Origin of the sequence: Frigidibacter sp. (assembly GCF_030695035.1) — a bacterium.
Taxonomy (GTDB): Bacteria; Pseudomonadota; Alphaproteobacteria; order Rhodobacterales; family Rhodobacteraceae; genus Frigidibacter.
The window spans coordinates 145,504-166,847 of sequence record NZ_JAUYTT010000014.1 but is presented as its reverse complement, the minus strand read 5'-3'; the positions used below and the strand labels follow the sequence as shown (position 1 = coordinate 166,847).

Here is a 21,344-nt window from a genome sequence, read left to right as displayed (position 1 = left end):
TGCCATATGGTTTCCATACGCTTTCCAGATGCCGTTTGCCTCACCCCAGCCGGAACCCCGCCCCCATATCTAGAACCCGCTCATGGCAGCGGCAGGTCACGATATGGTCGTTCACCATCCCTGTTGCCTGCATGAACGCATAGACAATCGTCGGCCCGCAGAACCGAAACCCGGCCTTTTTCAAGGCCTTGGACATCGCCTCCGCCTCGGGCGTGGTCGTCGGCACTTCGCCCATCGAAGCGCGCCGCGTCGGCAAGGGCGCGCCGCCGACAAACCCCCACAGGAACGGCGCAAACCCCTGTTCCTGCTCGATTTTCAGATAGGCCTGCGCATTCCCGATCGTCGCCTCGATCTTCCCCCGATGCCGCACGATCCCCGGATCCGCCAGCAGCCGCAGCACATCATCCTCGCCCCATTCCGCGATGACCTCCGGCGCAAACCCCTGAAACGCTTCACGAAATCCGTCCCGTTTCCGCAGGATCGTGATCCAGGCCAGCCCGGCCTGAAACCCGTCCAGCACCAGCTTCTCCCACAGCGCCCGCCCGTCCGGCTCCGGCACGCCCCATTCCGCGTCGTGATAAGCGACATAGAGCGGGTCGGTCCCGCACCAGCTACATCTTGTGTGGTCCATCCGATCCCCGCCCTTTCACCCGATCTTAACCCGCCACCCCGATAAATCTGCCGTGGTGACGGAGGGTATGATGCGCAGACCAGATGACATGGCCTCTTGGGAGGTGCCAGAGGGTATGGAAAGCCCGCTGGACTTCGCCCTGGCCGAACGCGACCGCGACACCATGGAGATGGTGCGCAGCGCGCTTGAACGCCAAGATGTGGTGCTGGCCTTCCAGCCGGTCGTGCAGGGCGCTCGGCCGGGCTCCGTCGCCTTTTACGAAGGGCTGATCCGCATCCTCGATGAAACCGGCAGGGTGATTCCCGCCAGCGATTTCATCGAAACCGCGGAAACCTCGCAGATCGGGCGCAAGATCGACTGTCTGGCACTGGAAATGGGCCTGATCGCCCTGTCCGAACACCCCTCGCTGCGACTGTCGATCAACATGTCCGCACGCTCCATCGGGTCACCGCACTGGATGCAAGTGCTGAAAGACGGGCTTCGCGCCGACCCGACCGCAGGCGACCGGCTGATCCTGGAAATCACCGAATCCTCGGCGATGATGCTGCCCGACCTCGTCGGCGCCTTCATGCATGACCAGCAATGCAGCGGCATTGCCTTTGCTCTCGACGATTTTGGGGCCGGTCACACCTCGTTCCGCTATCTGCGAGAGTTCTATTTCGACCTCGTGAAGATCGACAGCCAGTTCATCCGCGGCATCGCGCAATGCGCTGACAATCAGGTGCTGACCACCGCACTGCAGTCGATTTCCCGGCATTTCGACATGTTCACCGTCGCCGTGGGCGTGGAAACCGCCGAGGATGCAGCCTTTCTCCAACAGATCGGCATCGACTGCCTGCAGGGTTATTACTACGGCGCGGCAACGATCCAGCCGCCCTGGAAGACACCGTCGCGAAAGGGGCTGCTTCAGGTCGGATGACGTCTCCGGACGCCCGCGCCACCATGTCGCGGCCCTTCGGCGCATGACACCGTTGCGCCCCCAACGCCGCCATTGTGCTTGACCGCAGGTCCCCTTACGTCATTCTGCGACACAGCGTCGGGAGGGCGCTTCCGGGCCCCTCCTGCACAATTTCCGTGCCAAGGGAGAGGACCCTCATGACCAATGTCGTAATCGTTTCGGCGGCCCGCACGGCCGTCGGCAGCTTCAACGGGGCCTTTGCCGCCACTCCGGCCCATGACCTCGGCGCCGCCGTGCTGGAGGCCGTCGTCGCGCGCGCCGGGATCGAGAAATCCGATGTCTCGGAAACCATCCTCGGCCAGGTGCTGACCGCCGGTCAGGGCCAGAACCCGGCCCGTCAGGCGCATATCAATGCCGGCCTGCCCAAGGAAAGCGCCGCTTGGTCGATCAACCAGGTCTGCGGCTCGGGCCTGCGCGCTGTCGCGCTTGGCGCGCAGCATGTGATGCTGGGCGATGCCGCTATCGTCGCGGCTGGCGGGCAGGAGAACATGTCGCTCTCGCCCCACGTCGCGCATCTGCGCCAGGGCTACAAGATGGGCGATGTCTCCTTCATCGACTCGATGATCCGCGACGGGCTCTGGGACGCCTTCAACGGCTACCACATGGGCCAGACCGCCGAGAACGTGGCGAACCAGTGGCAGATCAGCCGCGAGATGCAGGACGAATTCGCCGTCGCCAGCCAGAACAAGGCCGAGGCCGCGCAGAAGGCCGGCAAGTTCGCGGATGAAATCATCGCCTTCACCATCAAGACCCGCAAGGGCGAGACTGTAGTGGATGCCGATGAATACATCCGCGCCGGCGCCACGCTCGAGTCGATGACCAAGCTGCGCCCCGCCTTCACCAAGGACGGCACTGTCACCGCCGGCAACGCCTCGGGCCTCAACGATGGCGCCGCCGCCGTGATCCTGATGTCCGAGGAAGAGGCCGCCAAGCGCGGGCTTACCCCGCTGGCCCGCATCGCCTCCTACGCCACCGCCGGGCTCGACCCGTCGATCATGGGCGTCGGCCCGATCCATGCCAGCCGCAAGGCGCTGGAAAAGGCCGGCTGGAAGGCCACAGATCTCGATCTGGTCGAGGCGAACGAGGCCTTTGCCGCGCAGGCCTGCGCGGTGAACAAGGACATGGGCTGGAACCCCGAGGTGGTGAACGTCAATGGCGGCGCCATCGCCATCGGCCACCCGATCGGCGCCTCGGGCGCGCGGATTCTGAACACGCTGCTGTTCGAGATGAAGCGCCGCGAAGCCAAGAAGGGCCTCGCCACGCTGTGCATCGGCGGCGGCATGGGCGTTGCGATGTGTCTTGAAGGTCTGTGAAACTTTGCAATTCATGCGCGCAATAATATTGCGCGCATGAATCATTTTAGGTAACAGAGTTTCAATGCACATTTTCCACGAGGGAGGAATCATGTCCAAAGTAGCACTCGTCACCGGCGGAACCCGGGGCATCGGCGCAGCCATTTCGCTCGCGCTTCAGGCGGCCGGTTACAAGGTCGCGGCAAACTACGCCGGCAATGATGAAGCGGCGGCGAAATTCACCGAAGAGACCGGCATCCCCGCCTATAAGTGGTCGGTGGCCGACTATGACGCCTGCGCCGAGGGGATCGCCAAGGTCGAGGCAGATCTGGGCCCGGTCGATGTGCTGGTCAACAATGCCGGCATCACCCGCGATTCGATGTTCCACAAGATGACCCGCCAGATGTGGCAGGAGGTGATGGACACCAACCTGTCGGGCCTGTTCAACATGACCCACCCGCTCTGGCCCGGGATGCGTGACCGCAAGTTCGGCCGCGTCATCAACATCTCGTCGATCAACGGCCAGAAGGGCCAGGCCGGACAAGCCAACTATTCGGCGGCGAAGGCTGGCGATCTGGGCTTCACCAAGGCGCTGGCGCAAGAAGGTGCCCGCGCCGGCATCACCGTCAACGCGATCTGCCCGGGCTATATCGGCACGGAAATGGTGATGGCAGTGCCGGAAAAGGTGCGTGAGAGCATCATCGCGCAGATCCCGGTCGGCCGTCTTGGCGCGCCCGAGGAAATCGCGCGCTGCGTGGTGTTCCTGGCGGGCGACGATGCCGGCTTCATCACCGGCGCGACGATCACCGCGAATGGTGGGCAGTACTTCGTCTGACCATACGCATTGAGGGCCGGTCCTTTGGGGCCGGCCCTTTCGCATTTGGGGGCTTGCTTGCGGCAGCGCAGCGGGGATGATGCCCGGGTTCTCACGGAGCCCAACATGACCCGCACCCGCGCCACCGCCTTCGGTTTCATCGCCATCCTTCTATGGTCGCTGCTGGCGCTGTTCACCGTCGGCTCTGCCCCGGTGCCGCCCCTGCTGCTGAACGCATTGACCTTTGCTGTCGGCGGTGCGCTCGGGCTGGTCTGGGTGGCGCGCAGCGGCGGGTTCGGGCAGCTGCGGCTTGTGTCCTGGAAGGTCTATGCCTTCGGCACAGCGGGGCTGTTCGGCTACCACCTGCTGTATTTCTCGGCACTGCGCATGGCACCGGCGGCCGAGGCCGGGCTCATCGCCTATCTCTGGCCGCTGCTTATCGTGCTGTTCTCGGGCCTGCTGCCGGGGGAGCGGCTAAGCGGCTTGCACATCCTCGGCGCCACCGTTGCGTTTGCCGGCGCGGCGCTGATCGTGGGCGGACGGCTCATTGACGGTGGCGTCACGCTGACAGGAGCGGCGCTGGCGGGCTACGGTCTCGCCTTCCTCTGCGCCCTGACATGGGCGACCTATTCCGTGCTGTCACGCCGGCTCGGCGAGGTGCCCACCGCGTCGGTAGCCGTGTTCTGTCTCGCCACGGCGGTACTCTCCGCCGTGGCGCATGTCTTCACCGAAGCGACCGTCTGGCCGCAAAGCGGGGTGGGCTGGCTGTCGGTTCTGGCCCTCGGCCTCGGCCCTGTGGGACTCGCCTTCTACGTCTGGGATATGGGCGTGAAAAAAGGCGACATCCAAGTGCTCGGCACCGCATCCTATGCGGCGCCGCTGCTGTCGACGCTTGCCCTCGTGCTGGCTGGACAGGCGCGGGCGGACCTGCGGCTGTTGCTGGCGGCGGGGCTTGTTGCGGGAGGTGCGGCGCTGGCCGCCTGGGCCAGCGCGAGGGCAAAGCCGTTTAAATCGGGGCCGATCAGGCCTGCGACAGGCGGCCGATCTCTTCCTTGATGCGAAGTTTCTTCTTCTTCATCTCGGCGATCATCAGATCATCGGTGGCAGGGCTGCGCTGTGCGCTTTCCACCTGCTCCGAAAGATGCTGATGCTTCTTGCGAAGTTCCGTCAGGTGCGAACTGAGAGTCATGGTCGTCTCCTTCTCCTGTTGAACTAGTCATAATTCCATCACACAACCTGAGTCGTGTCACGCGCCACGATGACCCATCGGGCGAAAACAGTGTCGCCTGCCAATTCTTGCCGAAGTGCTAATCGCCGCGCGGCGGAGCCCCGCCGCCTGCCCGGATTTCCAGCGCCGCCCCCTTGCGCAGGATCGCGGCTGCCATATCCGAATGGTTCTCGCGGTCGCCGTCATGCGTCGCGCCGTTGTGCAGGACCAACGGCGGCGCGAGGGTAAAGCGCCCGCGGCCGCCCTTGCGCGCCTGCACGATCACGCGGCCCGCCGGGCGCCCGGCCCGCGCCACCAGCGGCAGCGCCGTGATGCTCCCGGTTCTGGCAGACAAAGCGACCAGAAGGTCGGGCAGCCGGTGCGCCTCCTGGATGATCGTCAGCCAACCACCCGGATGCAGGCGCCGCAACCCGGCCGCGACCCAATCGGCCAAGGGGGTTGCCTCACGCTGCGCCATCTCGCGCCCGGGATCGGCGGCGGCGGTGCCGTCGCCAGCGGGATAAAACGGCGGGTTGGCGATGACATGGTCGAAGCAGCGCGCCCGCAGCGGCGCCGGCATCGTGGCCAGGTCGCCCTCCAGAACCTCCAGCGGCAGGCCGTTGCGTGCGGCATTGCGCCGCGCCAGATCGGCATAGGCCGGCTGCAACTCCAGCCCCGCCTGCACCAGCCCCGGCACCCGCGCCGCAAGGCAGAGCGAGGCGACACCAGCCCCACATCCCAGCTCCAGCACCGCCTGCCCCGGCTGCGCGGCCACGGCTGCGGCCAAAAACACCGGATCTGTCGCGACGCGGTAGCCCCTGCGCGGTTGCAACACCCGCAGCCGCCCGCCCAGAAACCCGTCATCGGTCAGGTCATCGGCCTCGAACATGGCTACAGCTCGGTCCCGATCCCGTTATCGGCCAGCACGGCACGGGCAAGGAACAGGTCCTGATCCCGCACCATGATCCGCCGCGGCAAGATGCCGATCGAGCCTTCAAGGACACTCATGTGGACGTCCATCTGAAACGCCGCTATACCCTCGCCCTGAAGCAGGACGGTGGCATAGGCGATCTTCGTCGGATCGGTGGTGCGCAAGAGTTCCTTCATGGTCCGCGACTAAAGGGCAGACGCCGGGAATTGTCGAGCGTCAACGGGGTTAACGATGAGCTTGGACGACGCCGCAACCAAACCGCATGACCGTCTGGCCGATCATCTGGCGGGCGACATGGAACGCGTGAACCTGTTGATCCGCGCGCGGATGGCCTCGCAGCACGCGCCGCGCATCCCCGAGGTGACGGCGCATCTGGTCGAGGCGGGCGGCAAGCGCCTGCGCCCGATGCTGACGCTGGCGGCGGCGCGGATGTGCGGCTATGGCGGCCCCTACCACGTGCATCTGGCGGCGACGGTGGAGTTCATCCATACCGCGACGCTGCTGCATGACGATGTGGTCGATGAAAGCACCCAGCGGCGCGGGCGGCCGACGGCCAACCTGCTGTGGGACAACAAATCCTCGGTGCTGGTCGGCGATTACCTGTTCGCCCGCAGCTTCCAGCTGATGACGGAAACCGGATCGATGCGGGTGATGGGGATCCTGTCCAACGCCTCGGCCGTGATCGCCGAGGGCGAGGTGTTGCAACTGACCGCGGCGCAGGATCTGGCGACGGATGAGGCGATCTATCTGCAGGTGATCCGCGGCAAGACCGCAGCGCTGTTCTCGGCGGCAACCGAGGTTGGCGGCGTCATTGCAGGAGCGCCCGAGGATCAGGTGCAGGCGCTGCACGCCTATGGTGATGCGCTTGGGATCGCCTTCCAGATCGTCGATGACCTGTTGGATTACGGCGGGCTGTCCGAGGTGATCGGCAAGAATGTCGGCGACGATTTCCGCGAGCGCAAACTGACCCTGCCGGTGATCAAGGCGGTGGCGCTGGCGAATGCCGAGGAGCGCGCCTTCTGGGTCCGGGTGATCGAGAAGGGCGACCAGCGCGAGGGCGATCTGGAGCAGGCTTTGGCGCTGATGACTGCACATGGCACGCTGCAGACGACGCGGGCCGATGCGCTGGACTGGGCCGCCAAAGCAAAGGCTGCGCTGGAGGTTCTGCCCCCGCATCCGCTGCGCGAGATGCTTGCCGATCTGGCCGATTACGTGGTGGCGCGCGTGTCCTGACCCGGCGCGGGCAGCATTCGCGCTGCCTGCACCCACCAGCCTGCCGCCGCGGCAGCGAGGGCTGCGGCCGCCCCCCGAGCCGGGGCCTCGGCGGCGAAGAGGCCAAAGCAGGTCGCCCCCGATCCTGACATCCGCGCCAGAAGGCAGCCTGTCTGTGCGCCAAGCGCTGCCAGAACCTCGCTCACCTGAGGCTGCAAGGTGCGGGCGGGCGGTTCCAGATCATTGCGGAGCCCCAGCAGGAACGCAGCGAAGGTGGCGGCATCGGCGCAGGCGGGCACCTCTGGCATGGGCGCGCCATCCTTGCTGGCCAGCGCGCGGAACACGGCCGGAGTTGACACGGCTACTCCCGGATTGACCAGCACCAGCCATGCGGGTGGCAAAGGCGGCACCTCTGACAGCAGATCCCCGATCCCCGCCATCCGCCGTGGTCGGGCATCGAGGCAAACCGGCACATCCGCCCCCAGCACCGCCGTCGCCTCCGCCGCAGGCAGCGGCAGATCCCACAGCCGCGCCAGAACCCGCAGCGCCGCCGCGGCATCCGAAGACCCGCCGCCGATCCCGGCCGCGGCAGGCAGGTGCTTGTCGAGCACCAGCCGCGCGCCTCGGTCCGGGTCCAGCAACCGCGCCGCGCGCAGCACGAGGTTCTCCGGCCCGTTAGGCACCCCTTCAGCACGCGGGCCCTTGACCTGCAGGCTCAGCGCGTCAGCCGCTTCGGCCGTCAGCCGGTCGCCGACATCGGCAAACACCACCAGACTGTCCAGCAGGTGATAGCCATCCGCCCGTTGCCCGGTGACATGCAGCGAAAGGTTGACCTTGGCGGGCGCGAAGCCTTCAGTCGGCATTCTGCGAAACGGCCAGCGGCGCGGCGCCTTCGACCGCCAGCACGGCATCAAGGCCGATCTCCAGCTTGCGGCGGATACGGTCCGCATCGGCGTCGCTGCTGCTGTCGCTGTCGGTGGCGAAAGAGAGCGCCCGGCTCCACTGGAACTCAGCCTCGCGCTTGCGGCCCACCGCCCAGTAGACATCGCCCAGATGGTCGTTGACCACCGCGTCGACCGGCATCAGCTCTACCGCGCGTTCCATGGGGGCCACGGCTTCTTCGTAGCGGCCAAGGCGGTAATAGCCCCAGGCGAGGCTGTCGACGATATAGCCATCCTCGGGCCGCGCAGCGACGGCTGTTTCGATCATCGCCAACGCCTCATCGAGATTTCGGCCCTGCTCAAGGAACGAATAACCCAGATAGTTGAGGATCTGCGGCTGGTCCGGCTGCAACTCCAGCGCCTTGCGCATGTCGGTCTCGGCGGCGTCATAGCGTTTTTGCCGCTCGTGGCAGATGCCACGCGCGTAATAGACCGGCCACTGGCCAGCATTCTCTTCGCCGAACAGCGCAATGGCGGCGTCATAGGCCACGATCGCTTCCTCGAACCGTTCAGCCCGGCGCAGCACGTCGCCCAGATTGGCCCAGATCACTTCCTGATCGGGATAGGACTTCGCCAACTGCTGCAGCGCCTCGATGGCCGCGTCCATCCGGTCGGCCGCGATCAACGCCTCGGCCCGGCCAAGCTCGGCAACCGGATAGGCCGGGTCATCGCGCGGGATGCGGTTGTAAGAGACATTCGCCAGATCATACTGGTTCTGGCTTTCCAGAAGCGCGGCCACCAGCAGGATCGCGTCCACATGATCGGGACGCAGGTATTCGCCAAGCCGTGCATAGACCAGCGTGAATACGTCCGTCGCCTCGCCGCTGAGCGCGCCAGCGAGCGAGTGGAACAGTTCGGCCATGCCGTCGGCGGGGCTGGTGACAACGGTGAAGGGCAGCATCTCGCCCGCCTCCATCTGCGCGCGCATTGCCTCCAGCGTCGGGTCGGGCTCGTTGCCGAAGGCCTTGTCGATCAGCTCGAGGGCCGCAGGGTTGCGCTCCAGCTGGCTCAGCACCTCGGCATGGGCAATCACGCCGCGGCGGGTCAGCGACAGCGGGCCGGCGGCATCGCCCGACAGGATCTTGTCCGCGCCTTCGAAATCGCCGACCGAGGCCAGCGCCAGTGCTTTGTGATACGCCCCGAACAGCTCCAGCCCCTGCACGGCTGCCACTTCGTCGAAGGCAGTCTGCGCTTCGGACATCTGGCCGCGGCCAAGCTCTGCCCAAGCCCGGAAGAGCCCTTCCACCAGCGGGCCGACCGTGGTGCCAGCCTCCAGCCGCTCCAGCGCCGCATCAAACTCGCCGCGCTTGGCCAGATCGACCAGCAGTACCAGATCGGCCACCTGGCTCTCGCGTCCGCCCGCAAGCAGTGCCGTCGCCACCGGAACTGCGCGCTGGATCTCGCCAAGGCCAAGCTGCGCCAGGATCGCGCTTTCCAGCAGCAGCGGGTTCGACGGATCGCGTGCCAGGGCTTGGGTGTAGTAGGTCGCAGCCTCGCGGTAATCGCTATGCCCACTGGCGACGCGGGCGGCAAGGTAGGGGCCGGCGGCGACCTCTCCCTCGGCGCGCACCGCGGTGGCAAGGCTCAGGGCGAGGGCAGAAGCTGAGGCAATCAGCGCTAGTCGGCGAAAACGGATCACGCAACAATTCCTTCTGGCAGGTTCGCCGAAGGTAGGCCGCGCGGCCTTGCTTGGCAATCGGCGGCAGCGGCGCAAAGCGCGCGCTGCCGCCGATCACACGCGATTGTCACATGTTCGGGTAGTTAGGCCCGTCGCCACCCTGCGGCGTGGTCCAGACGATGTTCTGGCTGGGATCCTTGATGTCGCAGGTCTTGCAATGCACGCAGTTCTGGAAGTTGATCTGGAAGCGTGGGTTGCCCGCCTCATCCGTCAGCACCTCATAGACGCCGGCCGGGCAATAGCGCGTTGCGGGTTCGGCGTATTTGGGCAGGTTCACCGCAATCGGGATCGACGGGTCGCGCAGCTTCAGATGGCAGGGCTGGCATTCCTCGTGATTGGTGGCCGAGAAGGCGACGTTGGTCAGCCGGTCGAAGGACAGCTTGCCATCGGGGCGCGGATATTCGATCGGCTTGAACTTCGCCGCCTCGCCCGTCGCCGCCGCATCGGACTTGCCGTGGCGCAGGGTGCCGAAGAGGGTGCCGCCGAAGATCGAGGCGAACCACATGTCGGCCCCGCCCAGCATCAGGCTCGCCGTCAGCCCATATTTGGACCAGAACGGCTTGACGTTGCGGACCTTCTTGAGGTCCTTCGCCACCGGGCCGCTGCGCAGGTCGGCCTCGTAGGCCGTCAGCTCATCGCCCTGCCGGCCCGCGCCAATCGCCTCAAACGCAGCCTCGGCCGCGGCCTTGCCCGACAGCATGGCATTGTGGTTGCCCTTGATCCGCGGCACGTTGACCAGCCCGGCCGAGCATCCCAGCATCGCCCCGCCCGGGAACACGACCTTCGGGATCGACTGCCAGCCGCCCTCGGAAATCGCCCGCGCGCCGTAGGCCACGCGCTTGCCGCCCTGCAACAGCTCCGCCACCATCGGATGGTGCTTGAACTGCTGGAACTCCATGTAAGGGTAGAGGTAGGGGTTCTCATAGTTCAGGTGGACGACGAAGCCGACCAGCACCTGGTTGTTGTCCAAGTGGTAGATGAACGACCCGCCGCCTGCATTGCTGCCAAGCGGCCAGCCCATGGTGTGGGTGACGGTGCCCAGCTTGTGCTTGGCCGGGTCGATCTCCCAGATTTCTTTCATGCCGAGGCCGAATTTCTGCGGGCATTTGCCCTTCGACAGCTCGAACCGCGCCATCACTTCCTTGGCGAGGCTGCCGCGCACGCCTTCGGACAGGAAGACGTATTTGCCCAGAAGCTCCATCCCGGGCTCGTAGCCATCACCGATGCTGCCATCGGGGTTCTTGCCGAACTCGCCCGCGACGACGCCCTTCACGGCGCCATCCGTCCCATAGACCAGCTCTGACGCGGCCATGCCCGGGAAGATCTCGACCCCCAGCCCCTCGGCCACGCCCGCCATCCAGCGGCACACATTGCCCATGCTGACGATGTAATTGCCGTGGTTCGACATCAGCGGCGGCATCGGCCAGTTCGGCACACGGATCTGCCCGGCCGGCCCCAGCACGTAGAAGTTGTCTTCCTGTACGGGCACCGTGATCGGTGCGCCCAACTCCCGCCAGTCCGGCAGCAGCGCATCGAGGCCCGAGGGATCCAGCACCGCGCCCGACAGGATATGCGCCCCGACTTCAGAGCCCTTTTCCAGCACGACGACCGACAGATCGGCATCGAGTTGCTTCAGGCGGATCGCCGCAGACAGGCCCGCAGGACCCGCCCCCACGATCACCACGTCATACTCCATCGATTCCCGTTCGATCCCGGTCATTTCTGGTCCCCTCCCGGCTCGCGGCTGCTGGCGATATCAAGTCCCTGCAACGGTTAACTTACCCCGCGGCACGACGCAATCGTGACGCGGCATCACGGCCAGCGGCAAGAAAGCCCGTCCCGGGCGGCGGGATCGGGCCTTGGCAGCCCGCAAGGCTCTTGCATTCGGGGCGGTTCCGGGGTCAGTTGCATCAAACGCGACCGAACGGCACCGCGGCCCCCTATGGGGCGAGCGGTGTTTTTGACTTACGTGAGTGCCATGGAAAAGATACCGATGACCCGCGCGGGTTTCGACGCGCTAGACTCTGAACTGCGGACCCTGAAGTCGGTGGAACGCCCCGCCGTCATCAAGGCCATTGCCGAGGCGCGCGAGCATGGCGACCTGTCGGAGAATGCCGAATACCACGCCGCGCGTGAAAAGCAGAGCTTTGTCGAAGGCCGCGTGAAAGAGCTGGAATCGATCCTTGGCCGCGCCGAAGTGATCGACCCCACCCGCCTGTCCGGCACCATCAAGTTCGGCGCCACCGTCACCCTGATCGACGAGGACAGCGAGGAAGAGCGCACCTATCAGATCGTCGGCGAACCCGAGGCGGATATCGAGCGCGGGCTGCTGAACATCCGCTCGCCGCTGGCGCGGGCGCTGATTGGCAAGGACGAAGGCGACAGCGTCGAAGTCCGCACCCCGGGCGGCGAGAAAAGCTACGAGATCGTCAGCATCCGGTTCGTTTAGGGCGGGGGGGCGGGGTTCCATGACGGACCGACAGGACGACCGCCCCATCGGCCAAGGCCTTGGCCCCTCCGAACCCGCCCGCATCTCGGCCACCGAGGTGATCGCCGCGGCGCTGACCCTGTGCTGGCTGGGGCTGGTCGCGGCCTTCTTCCTTATGACCGACCGTTCGGACGGGGGCGGCAATGCGCTTGGCCTGACAATGACGCTGGTGGCGATCTGCCTGCCGGTCGCCATGATCTGGGTGGCCGCCGTCACCGCCCGCACCGCGCGCGAGATGCGAGCCGAGGCGCAGCGGCTGCAGGGCGCCATCGACGCGATGCGCAGCGCCTGGATGCAGCAGGCGCAGACCACCGCGCTTGGCATGAAGCCTTCGGTGGAAAAGAAGCTGGACGAGATCGCCGCCGCGCAGCGCCAGACCGAAACCGCCATCGCCACCTTCACCTCGCGCCGCGATACCGGCGCTACCCAGCCCTCGGCGGACCGCAAGGCGGCGCTGGCTGCGCCTCGGGCCGCAGCAACGGGGGAGGACCAGCCGGGGCTGGCGCTTGGAACCCCGGCGGAAGACATGCGCGCGCCGGTCTCGGTCGCTGATTTCATCCAGGCGCTGAACTTCCCGGACTCGCCCGAAGACCGCGACGGCTTTCGCGCCCTGCGCCGGGCGCTGGAAGACCGCACCATGGCCAAGCTGATCCGCGCCGCGCAGGACGTGCTGACGCTGCTGGCGCAGGACGGCATCTACATGGATGACCTGAAGCCCGACCGCGCCAAGCCCGAGGTCTGGCGGCGTTTCGCGGCGGGCGAGCGCGGCAAGGGCATCGCCGCGCTTGGCGGGGTGCGCGACCGCTCCAGCCTCGCGCTGACGGCAGGGCGGATGCGGCAAGACACCATCTTCCGCGACGCTGCCCACCATTTCCTGCGCCAGTTCGACCGCACCTTCCAGGAGTTCGAGAAGAACTCCGCCGATCAGGAAGTGGCAGAGTTCGCCGAAACCCGCACCGCCCGCGCCTTCATGCTGCTGGGGCGGGTGACAGGGACGTTCGACTGAGCGCTAGAGCGGCCGGACCATCATCGTCACGGTCTGAAAACCGAACAGCACCCCGGTGATCCGGCTATGCGAAAGCCCCGCCGCGGCAAAGCCGGCTCGCTCATAGAGCGCCCGGGCCCGGATATTCTCGCCCACCACATCCAGCCGCACCTGCGCATAGCCGCGGGCGCGGCCCTCGGCACAGAGCGCATCCAGCAGCGCGCGGCCGATCCCCTGCCCGCGCCGGTCGGCCCGCACGCAGATGCCGTCGACCAAAAAGCGGTCATTGTCGACGTCGCGGGTCAGCAGCGCCAGCAGACCGGCGCGCAAGGCGCCCCCCGCCCGGCCATAGGCGCCGCGCAGATCGGCGGGCCCGCCGCCGACGAAGCTGCCATAGGGCGAGCGGAACCCTGCGATCCCGATGACCGTCCCATCGGCGTCAAGGGCGGCAAAGGCATGATCGGGGCGCATCACCTGTGCCACATAGGCCAGCGCCCGTGCCTCTGGCCCCATCACCCGCCCTAACTTGCCGCCGAAGGCCTGCCAGTAGAGCGCGGCCGCCTCGGCCCGGCGGGCGGGATCGAAGCCGTGGCAGACACTGTAGGTCATCCCCTGCCCCCGCGCAGCAGCGCCTCGGCGGCGGCGAGGTCTTCGGGGGTGTTGAGGTTCACGAAAGGGTCGGTGCCCCCGGAGGAGAATTGCACCGTCACCGCCCCCTGATCCAGCGCCCAACCGGCCACCCGCCGCTGGCCCTGATCCAGCGCCAACCGCAGATCCTCGCGCAGTCTCACCGGCCACAGCGCGGCTGTGGGATGGAGCCCGCTGTCGCTCGCCGCCAGCACCGGCCCGCCGCCCGGCACGGCGGCAGCCGCCAGCCGCGCCACCAGATCGCGCGGCACGAAGGGCGTGTCCACCGGCACCGTCGCCAGCCAGTCCGCCCCGATCCCAGCCGCCCAGTCCAGCCCCGCCAGCACCCCGGCCAAAGGCCCCGGCCGGTCCGGCGCCCCATCTTGCAGCAGCGGCAGCCCTAGATGCGCCAGTGCGGCAGCATCGCCATTGAACGACACCGCGACGCAGCCCACCTGCGGCATCAGCCGGTCCAGCACATGCGCGATCAGCGGCCGCCCGGCCAGCGCCAGCAGCGCCTTGTCCTGCCCCATGCGCGAGGATCGGCCGCCAGCCAGCACGAGGCCAGCCACCGGCCCGACCGTCCCCTCCGCCCTCGCCTCGCCGCCCGTCACCGCCAGATCGCCCCTTGCAGCCACCCCATCCCCATGCCTATGACTTGGCCAACCACCCGTCCAGACCTTCCCGCATCCGGGCCCTCGCACGCCCGGATCTTTCCAAGCCCAGAGCTTTCCATGACCGCCTCCCTCTCTCGATCCGCCTTCTGGCGCGGCTTCCGCGAAGGATTGCCCTTCGTTCTGGTTATCATCCCCTTTGGCCTGCTGTTCGGCGTCGTCGCCACCGAGGCGGGGTTCAACCTTGCCGAGACCATGGCGATGACGGTGCTGGTGATCGCCGGCGCCTCGCAATTTGCCGCGGTGCAGATGATGGCCGACAACGCCCCAGCCGTCGTGGTGGTGGTAACCGCGCTGGCGGTGAACCTGCGGATGGCGATGTATTCGGCCTCGTTGACCCCGCATCTGGGCAAGGCCCCGGTCTGGCAACGGGCGCTGATTGCCTACACGCTGGTCGACCAGTGCTATGCGCTGGCATCGCAGGAATACGAACGCCGTCCGCAGCAGAGCATGGCCGAGAAGGTGGCGTATTTCTTCGGCAGCTCGATGGTCGTCTGCCCGTTCTGGTATGGGATGACGCTGATCGGCGCGACGGTGGGCGAGGCGATCCCTCCCGGGATGGCGCTGGATTTCGCGGTGCCGATCACCTTTCTGGCGATGGTGGCGCCGATGCTGCGCACGCTGGCGCATGTGGTGGCGGCACTGGTCTCGGTCACCGTTGCGCTGCTGCTGGCCTGGATGCCGCACAATACCGGGCTGCTGGTTGCCGGGCTGGTGGCGATGGCGGCGGGGGCCCAAACCGAACTCTGGCAGGCACGGCGGAGCGCAGGGCTATGAACACGGTCGAAACCTGGGTGATCATCATCTTGCTGGGCGTGGGCACCTTCGTGCTGCGCTTTTCGTTCCTGGGGATGATCGGTGGCCGGCCGATGCCGGAATGGGTGCTGCGCCATCTGCGCTATACCCCGGTCGCGGTGCTGCCCGCACTGGTCGCCCCTGCTGTCGTCTGGCCTGCCGCGACCGGAGGCGACCCGGACGCAGCGCGTCTTTTGGCGGCCTTCGCCACCGTGGCGATTGGCCTCGCGACGCGCAATGCGCTGTGGTCGATCCTTGGCGGGGCCGTCACGCTCTATGGCGCGCTCTGGCTGCTGGGATAGGCAGCAACCCTAAGGGGTCGCTGCCGACACCACGGTTCCGCCCGTCTGCGCGGCCAGCAGGCCGGTATTGTCATCGGAATCGTCGTCATAGAACTTGCGGGTCTGCACGTTCGGCAGCTTCTCGAAAGCCCGCATGATCTTGGCCGGGTAGAAGGTTTGCGGAATGCTCTGGAAGCCCGGCAGATCGTTCAGGATATTGCTGACATTGGCGCCGCACATCGCCTTGGGCACCGCGCCATTGGCCTGAACCTTGGCCATCGCCAGCGCCGCAACCTCGGGCGAGACATAGATTTTCTGCTCGACCACGTGGTAGGTCTCGCGCGCGTGGTAGTCGATGTAGAAGTCCAGCATCGTCGGTGTCATCCCGAAGATGACATCGTTGCGCTCGGCGGTGTTGCTGTGCCACCAGGTGCCGGCGGGGTCGAACATCACCCGTTGCCCCGAATTGACCAGGATAGCCGAGTGCCCGCCCTCGCCGTTGGAGTTGCGGATCGCGGTGTAGAGCGTGATCGAGGGCGGCTCGGGGCTGACATAGGCAGCGCGCTGCACATCCGCGTCGGGGGCCCATTTGGGTTCTGCGCAGGCGGCAAGAGCCAGCGAAATGGCGAGGGCGGCAAAAGCGCGGCGCATGAAGGATCCCGTCAGGTAGTGATCGCGGCTGCGATCAGGAGTTGGTGAGGGCGAGGAAGATCAGAAAGCCGATCGACAGACCCGCGCCCCACATCGCAAAGCGGATGAACCCCGCGAAGGTGTGTTCCTGAACGGTGATGTCCATGCTTCCCGGCTTGTGTTCGGCCATCTCTGCACTCCCTGAAAACTGTTTCCTGCGGATCAGATACCCGATTCACCGGGGGCTGTCACGCCCTGCAAGCCCCGGGTCTGGTCACCTTTCCGAACTGTGATCTGCCTGCCCGGAGCAGGTCAGGCGTCTGCCCTTTGCCACATCCACGCGCCATCGGCGCCGCGGCTGCGGGTGACGGCGCCCTTGTGCAGCAGGTGGTTGAGATGCGCCACCGCCTCGACCAGCGCCATGCCATGTTCGGCCCCACCGATCTCGCGCTTGAACAGCGGCATGAAACAGCCGGCGGCAGTGCGCGGCACCTCCAGATGCGCCATCAACCGGTCCAGCGCGCCCTCATGGTTCTCGACCATCTGACGCAGCCGCAGCGGCAGGCCGGTGAAGGGCAGCTTGTGGCCGGGCAGCACCAGATGCCGTTCTTCGGCATGGGTGGCAAAGCGGGCGCAGGAGGCCATCCAGTCGGCCACCGGATCGGCCAGCGGCTCGGTCGCATAGACCCCGAGATTGGCCGAGATCGAGGGCAGCAGCTGATCGCCCCCCAGCACCAGATCGTCATCGAGGCTCCAGAAAGTAGCGTGTTCCGGCGCATGGCCATCGCCGCAGCGGATGATCCAGGTGCGCCCGCCGATGCGGATGGTGTCCCCCTCGCGGATGCGCCGGTAGCCAAGCGGCAGCGGGTGCACGACGTCGCAGAAGTTGAAGGGCCGCTCTGCCGCCCGCCGCGCCAGCAGATCCGCCTCCATCCCCGCGCCGCGCCAGAAGGCGACGGTCTCGGGCAGCGGCAGCGGCTGTTCGTCCAGCACCATCATCCGCGCCATCAGCCAGCTGGTGCGGGTGGTCACCAGCTCGGCCCCCCGCGCCTGAAACCAGCCGGCGAGGCCGATATGGTCGGGGTGGTAATGGGTGGCAATCAGCCGCCGCACCGGGCGCCCGGCGAGCGGGCCAGCGAGGATCGCCTGCCACTCCGCGCGGCTGCGAGCGGTGTCGAAGCCGGTATCGACCACCGTCCAGCCGTCGTCCTCATCCAGCGCGTAGCAGTTGACGTGGTCGAGCCGCATCGGCAGCGGCAGCCGCATCCACAGCACCCCCTCCGCCACCTGAACCGCCTGCCCGGGTTCGGGCGGGGTGTCCCAGGGGTAGCGGATGCCGGGCGCTGCGCTCACGCCGCCAGATCCTCGGCCGACAGGGCGTAAAGGCCAGCAGCGCCCTGCTTCGCCTCATCCAGCGCGGCCGCGAATTGCGGCAGCAGGCGGGTAACGTAGATCCGCGCCAGCGCGGTGCGGGGCCCCGCTTCCGCCTCGGCCAGCGCCGCCTTCAGGTGGAAATGCCCGCCAAGCACCCGCGCGAAGGCGCGCAAATAGGGCACGGCCCCGGCAAAGCGGTCCTGCACATCCTGCCGCACCAGCCATTCCGTCGCCTCGCGCAGCGTCTCTGCCGCCGTCCACACATGCTCGGCAAGATCGGCAAGTTCGGGGCGGGCAGCGCGGGCCGCGTTGGCGGCATCCTCGACCTCTTGCAGCAGGCGGAAGGCCGCCTCACCGCCATCCATCATCTTGCGGGCGACAAGGTCCATCGCCTGAATGCCGTTCGTGCCCTCATAGATCGCCGTCACCCGCACATCGCGGTAGAACTGCGCGGCGCCCGTCTCCTCGACAAAGCCCATGCCGCCGTGGATCTGCACCCCAGTTTCCGACACGGCCATGCCGACATCGGTGCCAAACGCCTTGGCAATCGGGGTCAGCAGCGCGGCGCGGGCCTGCCATTCCGGCTCGCCGGTGGCGCGGCCCATGTCCAGCGCCACGGCGCAGGCCAGCGCGATGGAGCGCGAGGCGAAAATGTCGGCCTTCATCCCTGTCAGCATCCGCCGCACATCGGCATGGTCGATGATCGCGCCCATCTGCTTGCGGTCCACGGCATAATCGAGCGCCTTCTGATAGGCCGCCTCGGCCACGCCGATGCCCTGCACGCCCACCGCCAGCCGGGCGTTGTTCATCATCGTGAACATCGCCGCCATGCCCTTCGCCTCGCCGCCGACCATCCAGCCGGTCGCGCCCTCGAAGGCCATCACGCAGGTCGGAGAGCCATGCAGGCCCATCTTGTGCTCGAGGCTGACGACCTTGAGGCTGTTGGCGACGCCCGGCGCGCCATTCGCATCGGGAATATACTTCGGCACCATGAAGAGGCTGATCCCGCGGGTGCCGGGGGCCGCATCGGGCAGCCGCGCCAGCACCAGATGGCAGACATTCGCGGTGACGTCGCTGTCGCCCCAGCTGATGAAGATCTTCTGCCCGGTCACCGCATAGGTGCCGTCGCCATTCGGTTCGGCCTTGCTGCGCACCGCGCCCACGTCGGACCCGGCCTGCGGTTCGGTCAGGTTCATCGTGCCCGACCATTCGCCCGAGATCAGCTTGGGCAAATAAAGCGCTTTCAGCTCATCGCTCGCATGATGCTCCAGCGCCTCGATCTGGCCCTGGGTCAGCAGCGGGTTCAGCTGCAGCGCAAGGCAGGCGCCCGACATCATGTCGTTGACCGCCATGTTCAGCGCCTGCGGCAGGCCCATGCCGCCAAACTCCTGCGGGCCGGCGAGGCCGACCCAGCCGCCTTCGGCAATCGCCGCATATCCCTCGGCGAAACCGGGGGAGGAGCGCAGCACGCCATTCTCCAGCCGCGCGGGGTGAAGATCGCCGACGCGTTGCAGCGGGGCCAGCACCTCATCGCACATGCGGGCGGCCTCGGTCAGGATCGCGTCTACCGTGTCGCCCGTCGCCTCGGCGAAGCGTTCGGTGGCGGCGACGGGGGCCAGCGGCACCACCTGATCGAGGATGAAGCGGAATTCGCCGACGGGGGACCGGTAAGGCATGTCTCTCTCCCTGGACAATCGCTCGCCTTGGCAAGACCCGGCGCGGCGCGTATGTGACCCTCTACGCGGCCACACCTAAAGCACGGTCCGGCCGCCTCAACCCTTACGCTACGTCATAATGGATCTGATGCCGCAGCACACCCGCCTTTTGCCTGCAACGCCCGTGGGGATGACCGACGCCGCAAAGCTGCTGGCGGCGGGCGAGCTTGTCGCCTTCCCGACCGAGACTGTCTACGGGCTTGGCGGCGATGCGCGCTCGGACATCGCCTGCGCCCGGATCTTCGAGGCGAAGGGGCGACCGCAGTTCAACCCGCTGATCGTGCATGTACCGGATCTGGCCGCGGCGCGCGGGTTTGCCGAGGTGGGGGATGAGGCGGAGCGATTGGCGGCGGCGTTCTGGCCGGGGCCGTTGACGCTGGTGCTGCCGCTGCGGACGGATGCGGGCCTGTCACCGCTGGTGACGGCGGGACTGGGGACGGTCGCGGTGCGGGTGCCGGCGCATCCGCTGGCGCAGGCTCTGCTGCGCGCGTTCGGCGGGCCGCTGGCCGCGCCCTCGGCCAACCCTTCGGGTAAGGTCAGCCCGACGCGAGCCGCGCATGTGATGGCGGGGCTGGCGGGGCGGATCGCGGCGGTGGTCGATGGCGGCGATTGCGCGGTGGGGGTGGAGAGCACGATCCTTGGCCTTGCCGGCGAGCCCGTGCTGCTGCGACCCGGCGGGCTGCCGGTGGAGGCGCTGGAGGCTTGCCTTGGCGCGCCGCTGGCGACAGGCGGCGATGCGGCTAAGCCCTCGGCCCCCGGCCAGCTTGCCTCGCATTACGCACCCGGCGCCGCACTGCGGCTGGAGGTGACGGCACCTGAGGTGGGCGAGGTCTGGCTGGGCTTCGGGCCGGGTTGCACGGGCGCTGCGCTGACCCTGTCGGAGACCGGAGATCTGGTCGAGGCGGCGGCCAATCTGTTCCACCTGCTGCGCGAGGCCGATACGCTGGCCGGGCCGGGCGGGCGCATCGCGGTGGCGCCCGTGCCCGAACGTGGGCTCGGCCGCGCGATCAATGACCGGCTGCGGCGCGCGGCGGCACCCCGGCCTTAAGGCAGCTCCACCCGCACCCAGACCAGTCGGTGCCGCGAGGCGGCGCGCGCCTCCTCGGCCAGCGGCGCGCCAAGCGGGGGCCAGAACACGCCCGTCTCCAGCACCCGCAAGTCGCTGGAGGGCAGCACCAGATCCACCCGCATGTTTCCCGGCCTGCCCGGCTCATCCGGCCAGTCGGCGGTGTCGAGCGCGGGATCGCCCCGGTGCCCGGCATTGACGCCGCCCTGCCCTGCCGCCTCTGCCCCGCCCTCGGACCTCGGCGCGGGATCTTGCATCCGCGGATCGGCCAGCAGCGCTTGGATCGCCTCGCGCCGACCCTCGCCATCGGCTGGATCGAGGTTGCTGTCCCCCAGCAACACGAAGGGCGGCGCGGGGGCTGCGAAGGGCAGCCGCCCGTCCAGCAGCGCCGTCCAGAACGCGACCTCGTCATGGTTGCGGCGGCCGTTACGATCTTCCGGTCCGTCAAAGACCGGGGGAGTGGCGTGCCAGACCAGCAGCGTCAGCCGGCCCCCATCCGGCAGGATCACCGGCACCGCCCAATGCCCCGTGGTGGACAGGCGCTGCACCGCCATCGCCTCGGCGCCCATGTCCGGCGGAAGCAGCGCGTCCGGCAGATCGGCCCAGAGGAAGCGAGAATAGTCCTGCGCCGCGGCCGTCTCCAGCGGCAGGCGCGACAGGACCGCCATCCCGCCCTCCCCCGCGAAGCGCCCCCAGCCCTGCGCGTCGCCCGGGCCGCCAAGCCGTCCGTCGCCGTCAAGGTCCAGCGGCGTCATCCAGCCGGTATTGGGGCGCAGGGAGAAATGGTAGGGATACTCGATGCCCTGCTCCGCAATTCGCACCGCAAAGGCCGACAGCGCCGCAAGCCCGTGGTCATAGTCGATGCCGGTCAGCACCAGCACATCGGGCGCGGCTGCGGCGATGACGGCAGCCGCAGCCTCGGCCTGCGGGTCGGTGGCGGTCAGCACATCCCGCAGCAGAAGCCCCGGCCCCTCGCGCGTGAGTTCGACATTGTAGGTGGCAATGGTCAGCGGCTCTGCAGCAGCTGGGGCGGCAAAGGCCAGCA

24 protein-coding genes are annotated in these 21,344 nt (G+C 67.5%); 10 read left to right on the top strand and 14 right to left on the bottom strand.

What is annotated here, in order from left to right; genetic code table 11:
• Window positions 1-40: 40 nt before the first annotated feature.
• Window positions 41-631: a DNA-3-methyladenine glycosylase I gene (locus Q8S30_RS14795; RefSeq protein ID WP_305666795.1), complete on the bottom strand. Its 591-nt coding sequence runs from the start codon at window positions 629-631 to the stop codon at window positions 41-43.
• 70 nt (window positions 632-701) lie between these two features.
• Between Q8S30_RS14795 and Q8S30_RS14790 the strand changes: the two genes are divergently transcribed.
• From Q8S30_RS14790 to Q8S30_RS14775, 4 genes are all read left to right on the top strand, one after another.
• Entirely contained in the window at window positions 702-1,550 is an 849-nt protein-coding gene (locus Q8S30_RS14790; RefSeq protein WP_305666794.1) for an EAL domain-containing protein, read from the top strand.
• 176 nt (window positions 1,551-1,726) lie between these two features.
• Entirely contained in the window at window positions 1,727-2,902 is a 1,176-nt protein-coding gene (locus Q8S30_RS14785; protein ID WP_305666793.1) for an acetyl-CoA C-acetyltransferase, read from the top strand.
• Between the two features lie 91 nt (window positions 2,903-2,993).
• Window positions 2,994-3,716, top strand: coding sequence for a beta-ketoacyl-ACP reductase (locus tag Q8S30_RS14780; protein WP_305666792.1), 723 nt, complete (start codon window positions 2,994-2,996; stop codon window positions 3,714-3,716).
• 105 nt (window positions 3,717-3,821) lie between these two features.
• Complete coding sequence (locus Q8S30_RS14775; protein ID WP_305666791.1) at window positions 3,822-4,751, top strand: EamA family transporter; 930 nt, start codon at window positions 3,822-3,824, stop codon at window positions 4,749-4,751.
• On the opposite strand, the gene Q8S30_RS14770 is transcribed toward Q8S30_RS14775, so the two are convergent.
• The 3 genes from Q8S30_RS14770 to Q8S30_RS14760 form a co-directional block, all read right to left on the bottom strand.
• Window positions 4,717-4,884 (bottom strand): YdcH family protein, encoded by a 168-nt coding sequence (locus Q8S30_RS14770; protein ID WP_305666790.1) that lies wholly within the window; start codon window positions 4,882-4,884, stop codon window positions 4,717-4,719. The two genes, Q8S30_RS14775 and Q8S30_RS14770, sit on opposite strands and share 35 nt — an antisense overlap.
• Window positions 4,885-5,002: 118 nt before the next feature.
• Window positions 5,003-5,791: a tRNA1(Val) (adenine(37)-N6)-methyltransferase gene (locus Q8S30_RS14765; RefSeq protein WP_305666789.1), complete on the bottom strand. Its 789-nt coding sequence runs from the start codon at window positions 5,789-5,791 to the stop codon at window positions 5,003-5,005.
• 2 nt (window positions 5,792-5,793) lie between these two features.
• Window positions 5,794-6,009: a DUF2007 domain-containing protein gene (locus tag Q8S30_RS14760; protein WP_305666788.1), complete on the bottom strand. Its 216-nt coding sequence runs from the start codon at window positions 6,007-6,009 to the stop codon at window positions 5,794-5,796.
• 55 nt (window positions 6,010-6,064) lie between these two features.
• Between Q8S30_RS14760 and Q8S30_RS14755 the strand changes: the two genes are divergently transcribed.
• Window positions 6,065-7,066: a polyprenyl synthetase family protein gene (locus Q8S30_RS14755; protein ID WP_305666787.1), complete on the top strand. Its 1,002-nt coding sequence runs from the start codon at window positions 6,065-6,067 to the stop codon at window positions 7,064-7,066.
• Here the strand turns inward: Q8S30_RS14755 and Q8S30_RS14750 are convergent.
• From Q8S30_RS14750 to Q8S30_RS14740, 3 genes are all read right to left on the bottom strand, one after another.
• Complete coding sequence (locus Q8S30_RS14750) at window positions 7,042-7,908, bottom strand: 4-(cytidine 5'-diphospho)-2-C-methyl-D-erythritol kinase (RefSeq protein ID WP_305666786.1); 867 nt, start codon at window positions 7,906-7,908, stop codon at window positions 7,042-7,044. The two genes, Q8S30_RS14755 and Q8S30_RS14750, sit on opposite strands and share 25 nt — an antisense overlap.
• On the bottom strand, window positions 7,898-9,625 hold the full coding sequence (locus tag Q8S30_RS14745) for a tetratricopeptide repeat protein (protein ID WP_305666785.1): 1,728 nt from the start codon (window positions 9,623-9,625) through the stop codon (window positions 7,898-7,900). Before Q8S30_RS14745 ends, Q8S30_RS14750 begins: the two co-directional genes overlap by 11 nt.
• Before the next feature lie 106 nt (window positions 9,626-9,731).
• Window positions 9,732-11,384 (bottom strand): electron transfer flavoprotein-ubiquinone oxidoreductase, encoded by a 1,653-nt coding sequence (locus Q8S30_RS14740; protein WP_305666784.1) that lies wholly within the window; start codon window positions 11,382-11,384, stop codon window positions 9,732-9,734.
• Between the two features lie 258 nt (window positions 11,385-11,642).
• Here Q8S30_RS14740 and greA point away from each other — a divergent pair, with 258 nt between their 5' ends.
• Both greA and Q8S30_RS14730 read left to right on the top strand, forming a co-directional pair.
• Entirely contained in the window at window positions 11,643-12,113 is a 471-nt protein-coding gene (gene greA, locus Q8S30_RS14735) for a transcription elongation factor GreA (protein WP_305666783.1), read from the top strand.
• Between the two features lie 19 nt (window positions 12,114-12,132).
• On the top strand, window positions 12,133-13,158 hold the full coding sequence (locus tag Q8S30_RS14730) for a hypothetical protein (RefSeq protein WP_305666782.1): 1,026 nt from the start codon (window positions 12,133-12,135) through the stop codon (window positions 13,156-13,158).
• Between the two features lie 3 nt (window positions 13,159-13,161).
• Here the strand turns inward: Q8S30_RS14730 and Q8S30_RS14725 are convergent, their stop codons facing one another.
• On the bottom strand, window positions 13,162-13,746 hold the full coding sequence (locus Q8S30_RS14725) for a GNAT family N-acetyltransferase (RefSeq protein ID WP_305666781.1): 585 nt from the start codon (window positions 13,744-13,746) through the stop codon (window positions 13,162-13,164).
• Complete coding sequence (gene mobA, locus Q8S30_RS14720; RefSeq protein WP_305666780.1) at window positions 13,743-14,402, bottom strand: molybdenum cofactor guanylyltransferase MobA; 660 nt, start codon at window positions 14,400-14,402, stop codon at window positions 13,743-13,745. Before mobA ends, Q8S30_RS14725 begins: the two co-directional genes overlap by 4 nt.
• A gap of 96 nt (window positions 14,403-14,498) precedes the next feature.
• Here mobA and Q8S30_RS14715 point away from each other — a divergent pair, with 96 nt between their 5' ends.
• Window positions 14,499-15,215 (top strand): AzlC family ABC transporter permease, encoded by a 717-nt coding sequence (locus Q8S30_RS14715; RefSeq protein WP_305666779.1) that lies wholly within the window; start codon window positions 14,499-14,501, stop codon window positions 15,213-15,215.
• Window positions 15,212-15,535, top strand: a complete 324-nt coding sequence (locus tag Q8S30_RS14710; protein WP_305666778.1) for an AzlD domain-containing protein — start codon at window positions 15,212-15,214, stop codon at window positions 15,533-15,535. Before Q8S30_RS14715 ends, Q8S30_RS14710 begins: the two co-directional genes overlap by 4 nt.
• A 9-nt stretch (window positions 15,536-15,544) precedes the next feature.
• Here Q8S30_RS14710 and Q8S30_RS14705 read toward each other — a convergent pair whose 3' ends face one another.
• The 4 genes from Q8S30_RS14705 to Q8S30_RS14690 all read right to left on the bottom strand — a co-directional run bounded on the left by Q8S30_RS14705 (window position 15,545) and on the right by Q8S30_RS14690 (window position 19,194).
• A complete protein-coding gene (locus tag Q8S30_RS14705) occupies window positions 15,545-16,165 on the bottom strand; it encodes a hypothetical protein (RefSeq protein ID WP_305666777.1) in 621 nt (206 codons plus the stop codon).
• 34 nt (window positions 16,166-16,199) lie between these two features.
• On the bottom strand, window positions 16,200-16,334 hold the full coding sequence (locus Q8S30_RS14700; RefSeq protein WP_305666776.1) for an aa3-type cytochrome c oxidase subunit IV: 135 nt from the start codon (window positions 16,332-16,334) through the stop codon (window positions 16,200-16,202).
• 122 nt (window positions 16,335-16,456) lie between these two features.
• Entirely contained in the window at window positions 16,457-17,497 is a 1,041-nt protein-coding gene (locus Q8S30_RS14695; RefSeq protein WP_305666775.1) for an MBL fold metallo-hydrolase, read from the bottom strand.
• Window positions 17,494-19,194 (bottom strand): acyl-CoA dehydrogenase, encoded by a 1,701-nt coding sequence (locus Q8S30_RS14690; RefSeq protein ID WP_305666774.1) that lies wholly within the window; start codon window positions 19,192-19,194, stop codon window positions 17,494-17,496. Before Q8S30_RS14690 ends, Q8S30_RS14695 begins: the two co-directional genes overlap by 4 nt.
• A 127-nt stretch (window positions 19,195-19,321) precedes the next feature.
• Here Q8S30_RS14690 and Q8S30_RS14685 point away from each other — a divergent pair, with 127 nt between their 5' ends.
• On the top strand, window positions 19,322-20,281 hold the full coding sequence (locus Q8S30_RS14685) for an L-threonylcarbamoyladenylate synthase (protein ID WP_305666773.1): 960 nt from the start codon (window positions 19,322-19,324) through the stop codon (window positions 20,279-20,281).
• Here Q8S30_RS14685 and Q8S30_RS14680 read toward each other — a convergent pair.
• Window positions 20,278-21,303, bottom strand: coding sequence for an endonuclease/exonuclease/phosphatase family protein (locus Q8S30_RS14680; protein ID WP_305666910.1), 1,026 nt, complete (start codon window positions 21,301-21,303; stop codon window positions 20,278-20,280). The genes Q8S30_RS14685 and Q8S30_RS14680 overlap by 4 nt on opposite strands.
• Between the last annotated feature and the right edge of the window lie 41 nt (window positions 21,304-21,344).

Excerpts from the sequence above, each read along its gene's own strand:
- Q8S30_RS14795 (WP_305666795.1), bottom strand. The coding sequence starts at position 631 with ATGGACCACACAAGATGTAGCTGGTGCGGGACCGACCCGCTCTATGTC.
- Q8S30_RS14790 (WP_305666794.1), top strand. The coding sequence starts at position 702 with ATGCGCAGACCAGATGACATGGCCTCTTGGGAGGTGCCAGAGGGTATG.
- Q8S30_RS14785 (WP_305666793.1), top strand. The coding sequence starts at position 1,727 with ATGACCAATGTCGTAATCGTTTCGGCGGCCCGCACGGCCGTCGGCAGC.
- Q8S30_RS14780 (WP_305666792.1), top strand. The coding sequence starts at position 2,994 with ATGTCCAAAGTAGCACTCGTCACCGGCGGAACCCGGGGCATCGGCGCA.
- Q8S30_RS14775 (WP_305666791.1), top strand. The coding sequence starts at position 3,822 with ATGACCCGCACCCGCGCCACCGCCTTCGGTTTCATCGCCATCCTTCTA.
- Q8S30_RS14770 (WP_305666790.1), bottom strand. The coding sequence starts at position 4,884 with ATGACTCTCAGTTCGCACCTGACGGAACTTCGCAAGAAGCATCAGCAT.
- Q8S30_RS14765 (WP_305666789.1), bottom strand. The coding sequence starts at position 5,791 with ATGTTCGAGGCCGATGACCTGACCGATGACGGGTTTCTGGGCGGGCGG.
- Q8S30_RS14760 (WP_305666788.1), bottom strand. The coding sequence starts at position 6,009 with ATGAAGGAACTCTTGCGCACCACCGATCCGACGAAGATCGCCTATGCC.
- Q8S30_RS14755 (WP_305666787.1), top strand. The coding sequence starts at position 6,065 with ATGAGCTTGGACGACGCCGCAACCAAACCGCATGACCGTCTGGCCGAT.
- Q8S30_RS14750 (WP_305666786.1), bottom strand. The coding sequence starts at position 7,908 with ATGCCGACTGAAGGCTTCGCGCCCGCCAAGGTCAACCTTTCGCTGCAT.
- Q8S30_RS14740 (WP_305666784.1), bottom strand. The coding sequence starts at position 11,384 with ATGACCGGGATCGAACGGGAATCGATGGAGTATGACGTGGTGATCGTG.
- greA (WP_305666783.1), top strand. The coding sequence starts at position 11,643 with ATGGAAAAGATACCGATGACCCGCGCGGGTTTCGACGCGCTAGACTCT.
- Q8S30_RS14730 (WP_305666782.1), top strand. The coding sequence starts at position 12,133 with ATGACGGACCGACAGGACGACCGCCCCATCGGCCAAGGCCTTGGCCCC.
- Q8S30_RS14725 (WP_305666781.1), bottom strand. The coding sequence starts at position 13,746 with ATGACCTACAGTGTCTGCCACGGCTTCGATCCCGCCCGCCGGGCCGAG.
- Q8S30_RS14715 (WP_305666779.1), top strand. The coding sequence starts at position 14,499 with ATGACCGCCTCCCTCTCTCGATCCGCCTTCTGGCGCGGCTTCCGCGAA.
- Q8S30_RS14710 (WP_305666778.1), top strand. The coding sequence starts at position 15,212 with ATGAACACGGTCGAAACCTGGGTGATCATCATCTTGCTGGGCGTGGGC.
- Q8S30_RS14705 (WP_305666777.1), bottom strand. The coding sequence starts at position 16,165 with ATGCGCCGCGCTTTTGCCGCCCTCGCCATTTCGCTGGCTCTTGCCGCC.
- Q8S30_RS14700 (WP_305666776.1), bottom strand. The coding sequence starts at position 16,334 with ATGGCCGAACACAAGCCGGGAAGCATGGACATCACCGTTCAGGAACAC.
- Q8S30_RS14690 (WP_305666774.1), bottom strand. The coding sequence starts at position 19,194 with ATGCCTTACCGGTCCCCCGTCGGCGAATTCCGCTTCATCCTCGATCAG.
- Q8S30_RS14685 (WP_305666773.1), top strand. The coding sequence starts at position 19,322 with ATGCCGCAGCACACCCGCCTTTTGCCTGCAACGCCCGTGGGGATGACC.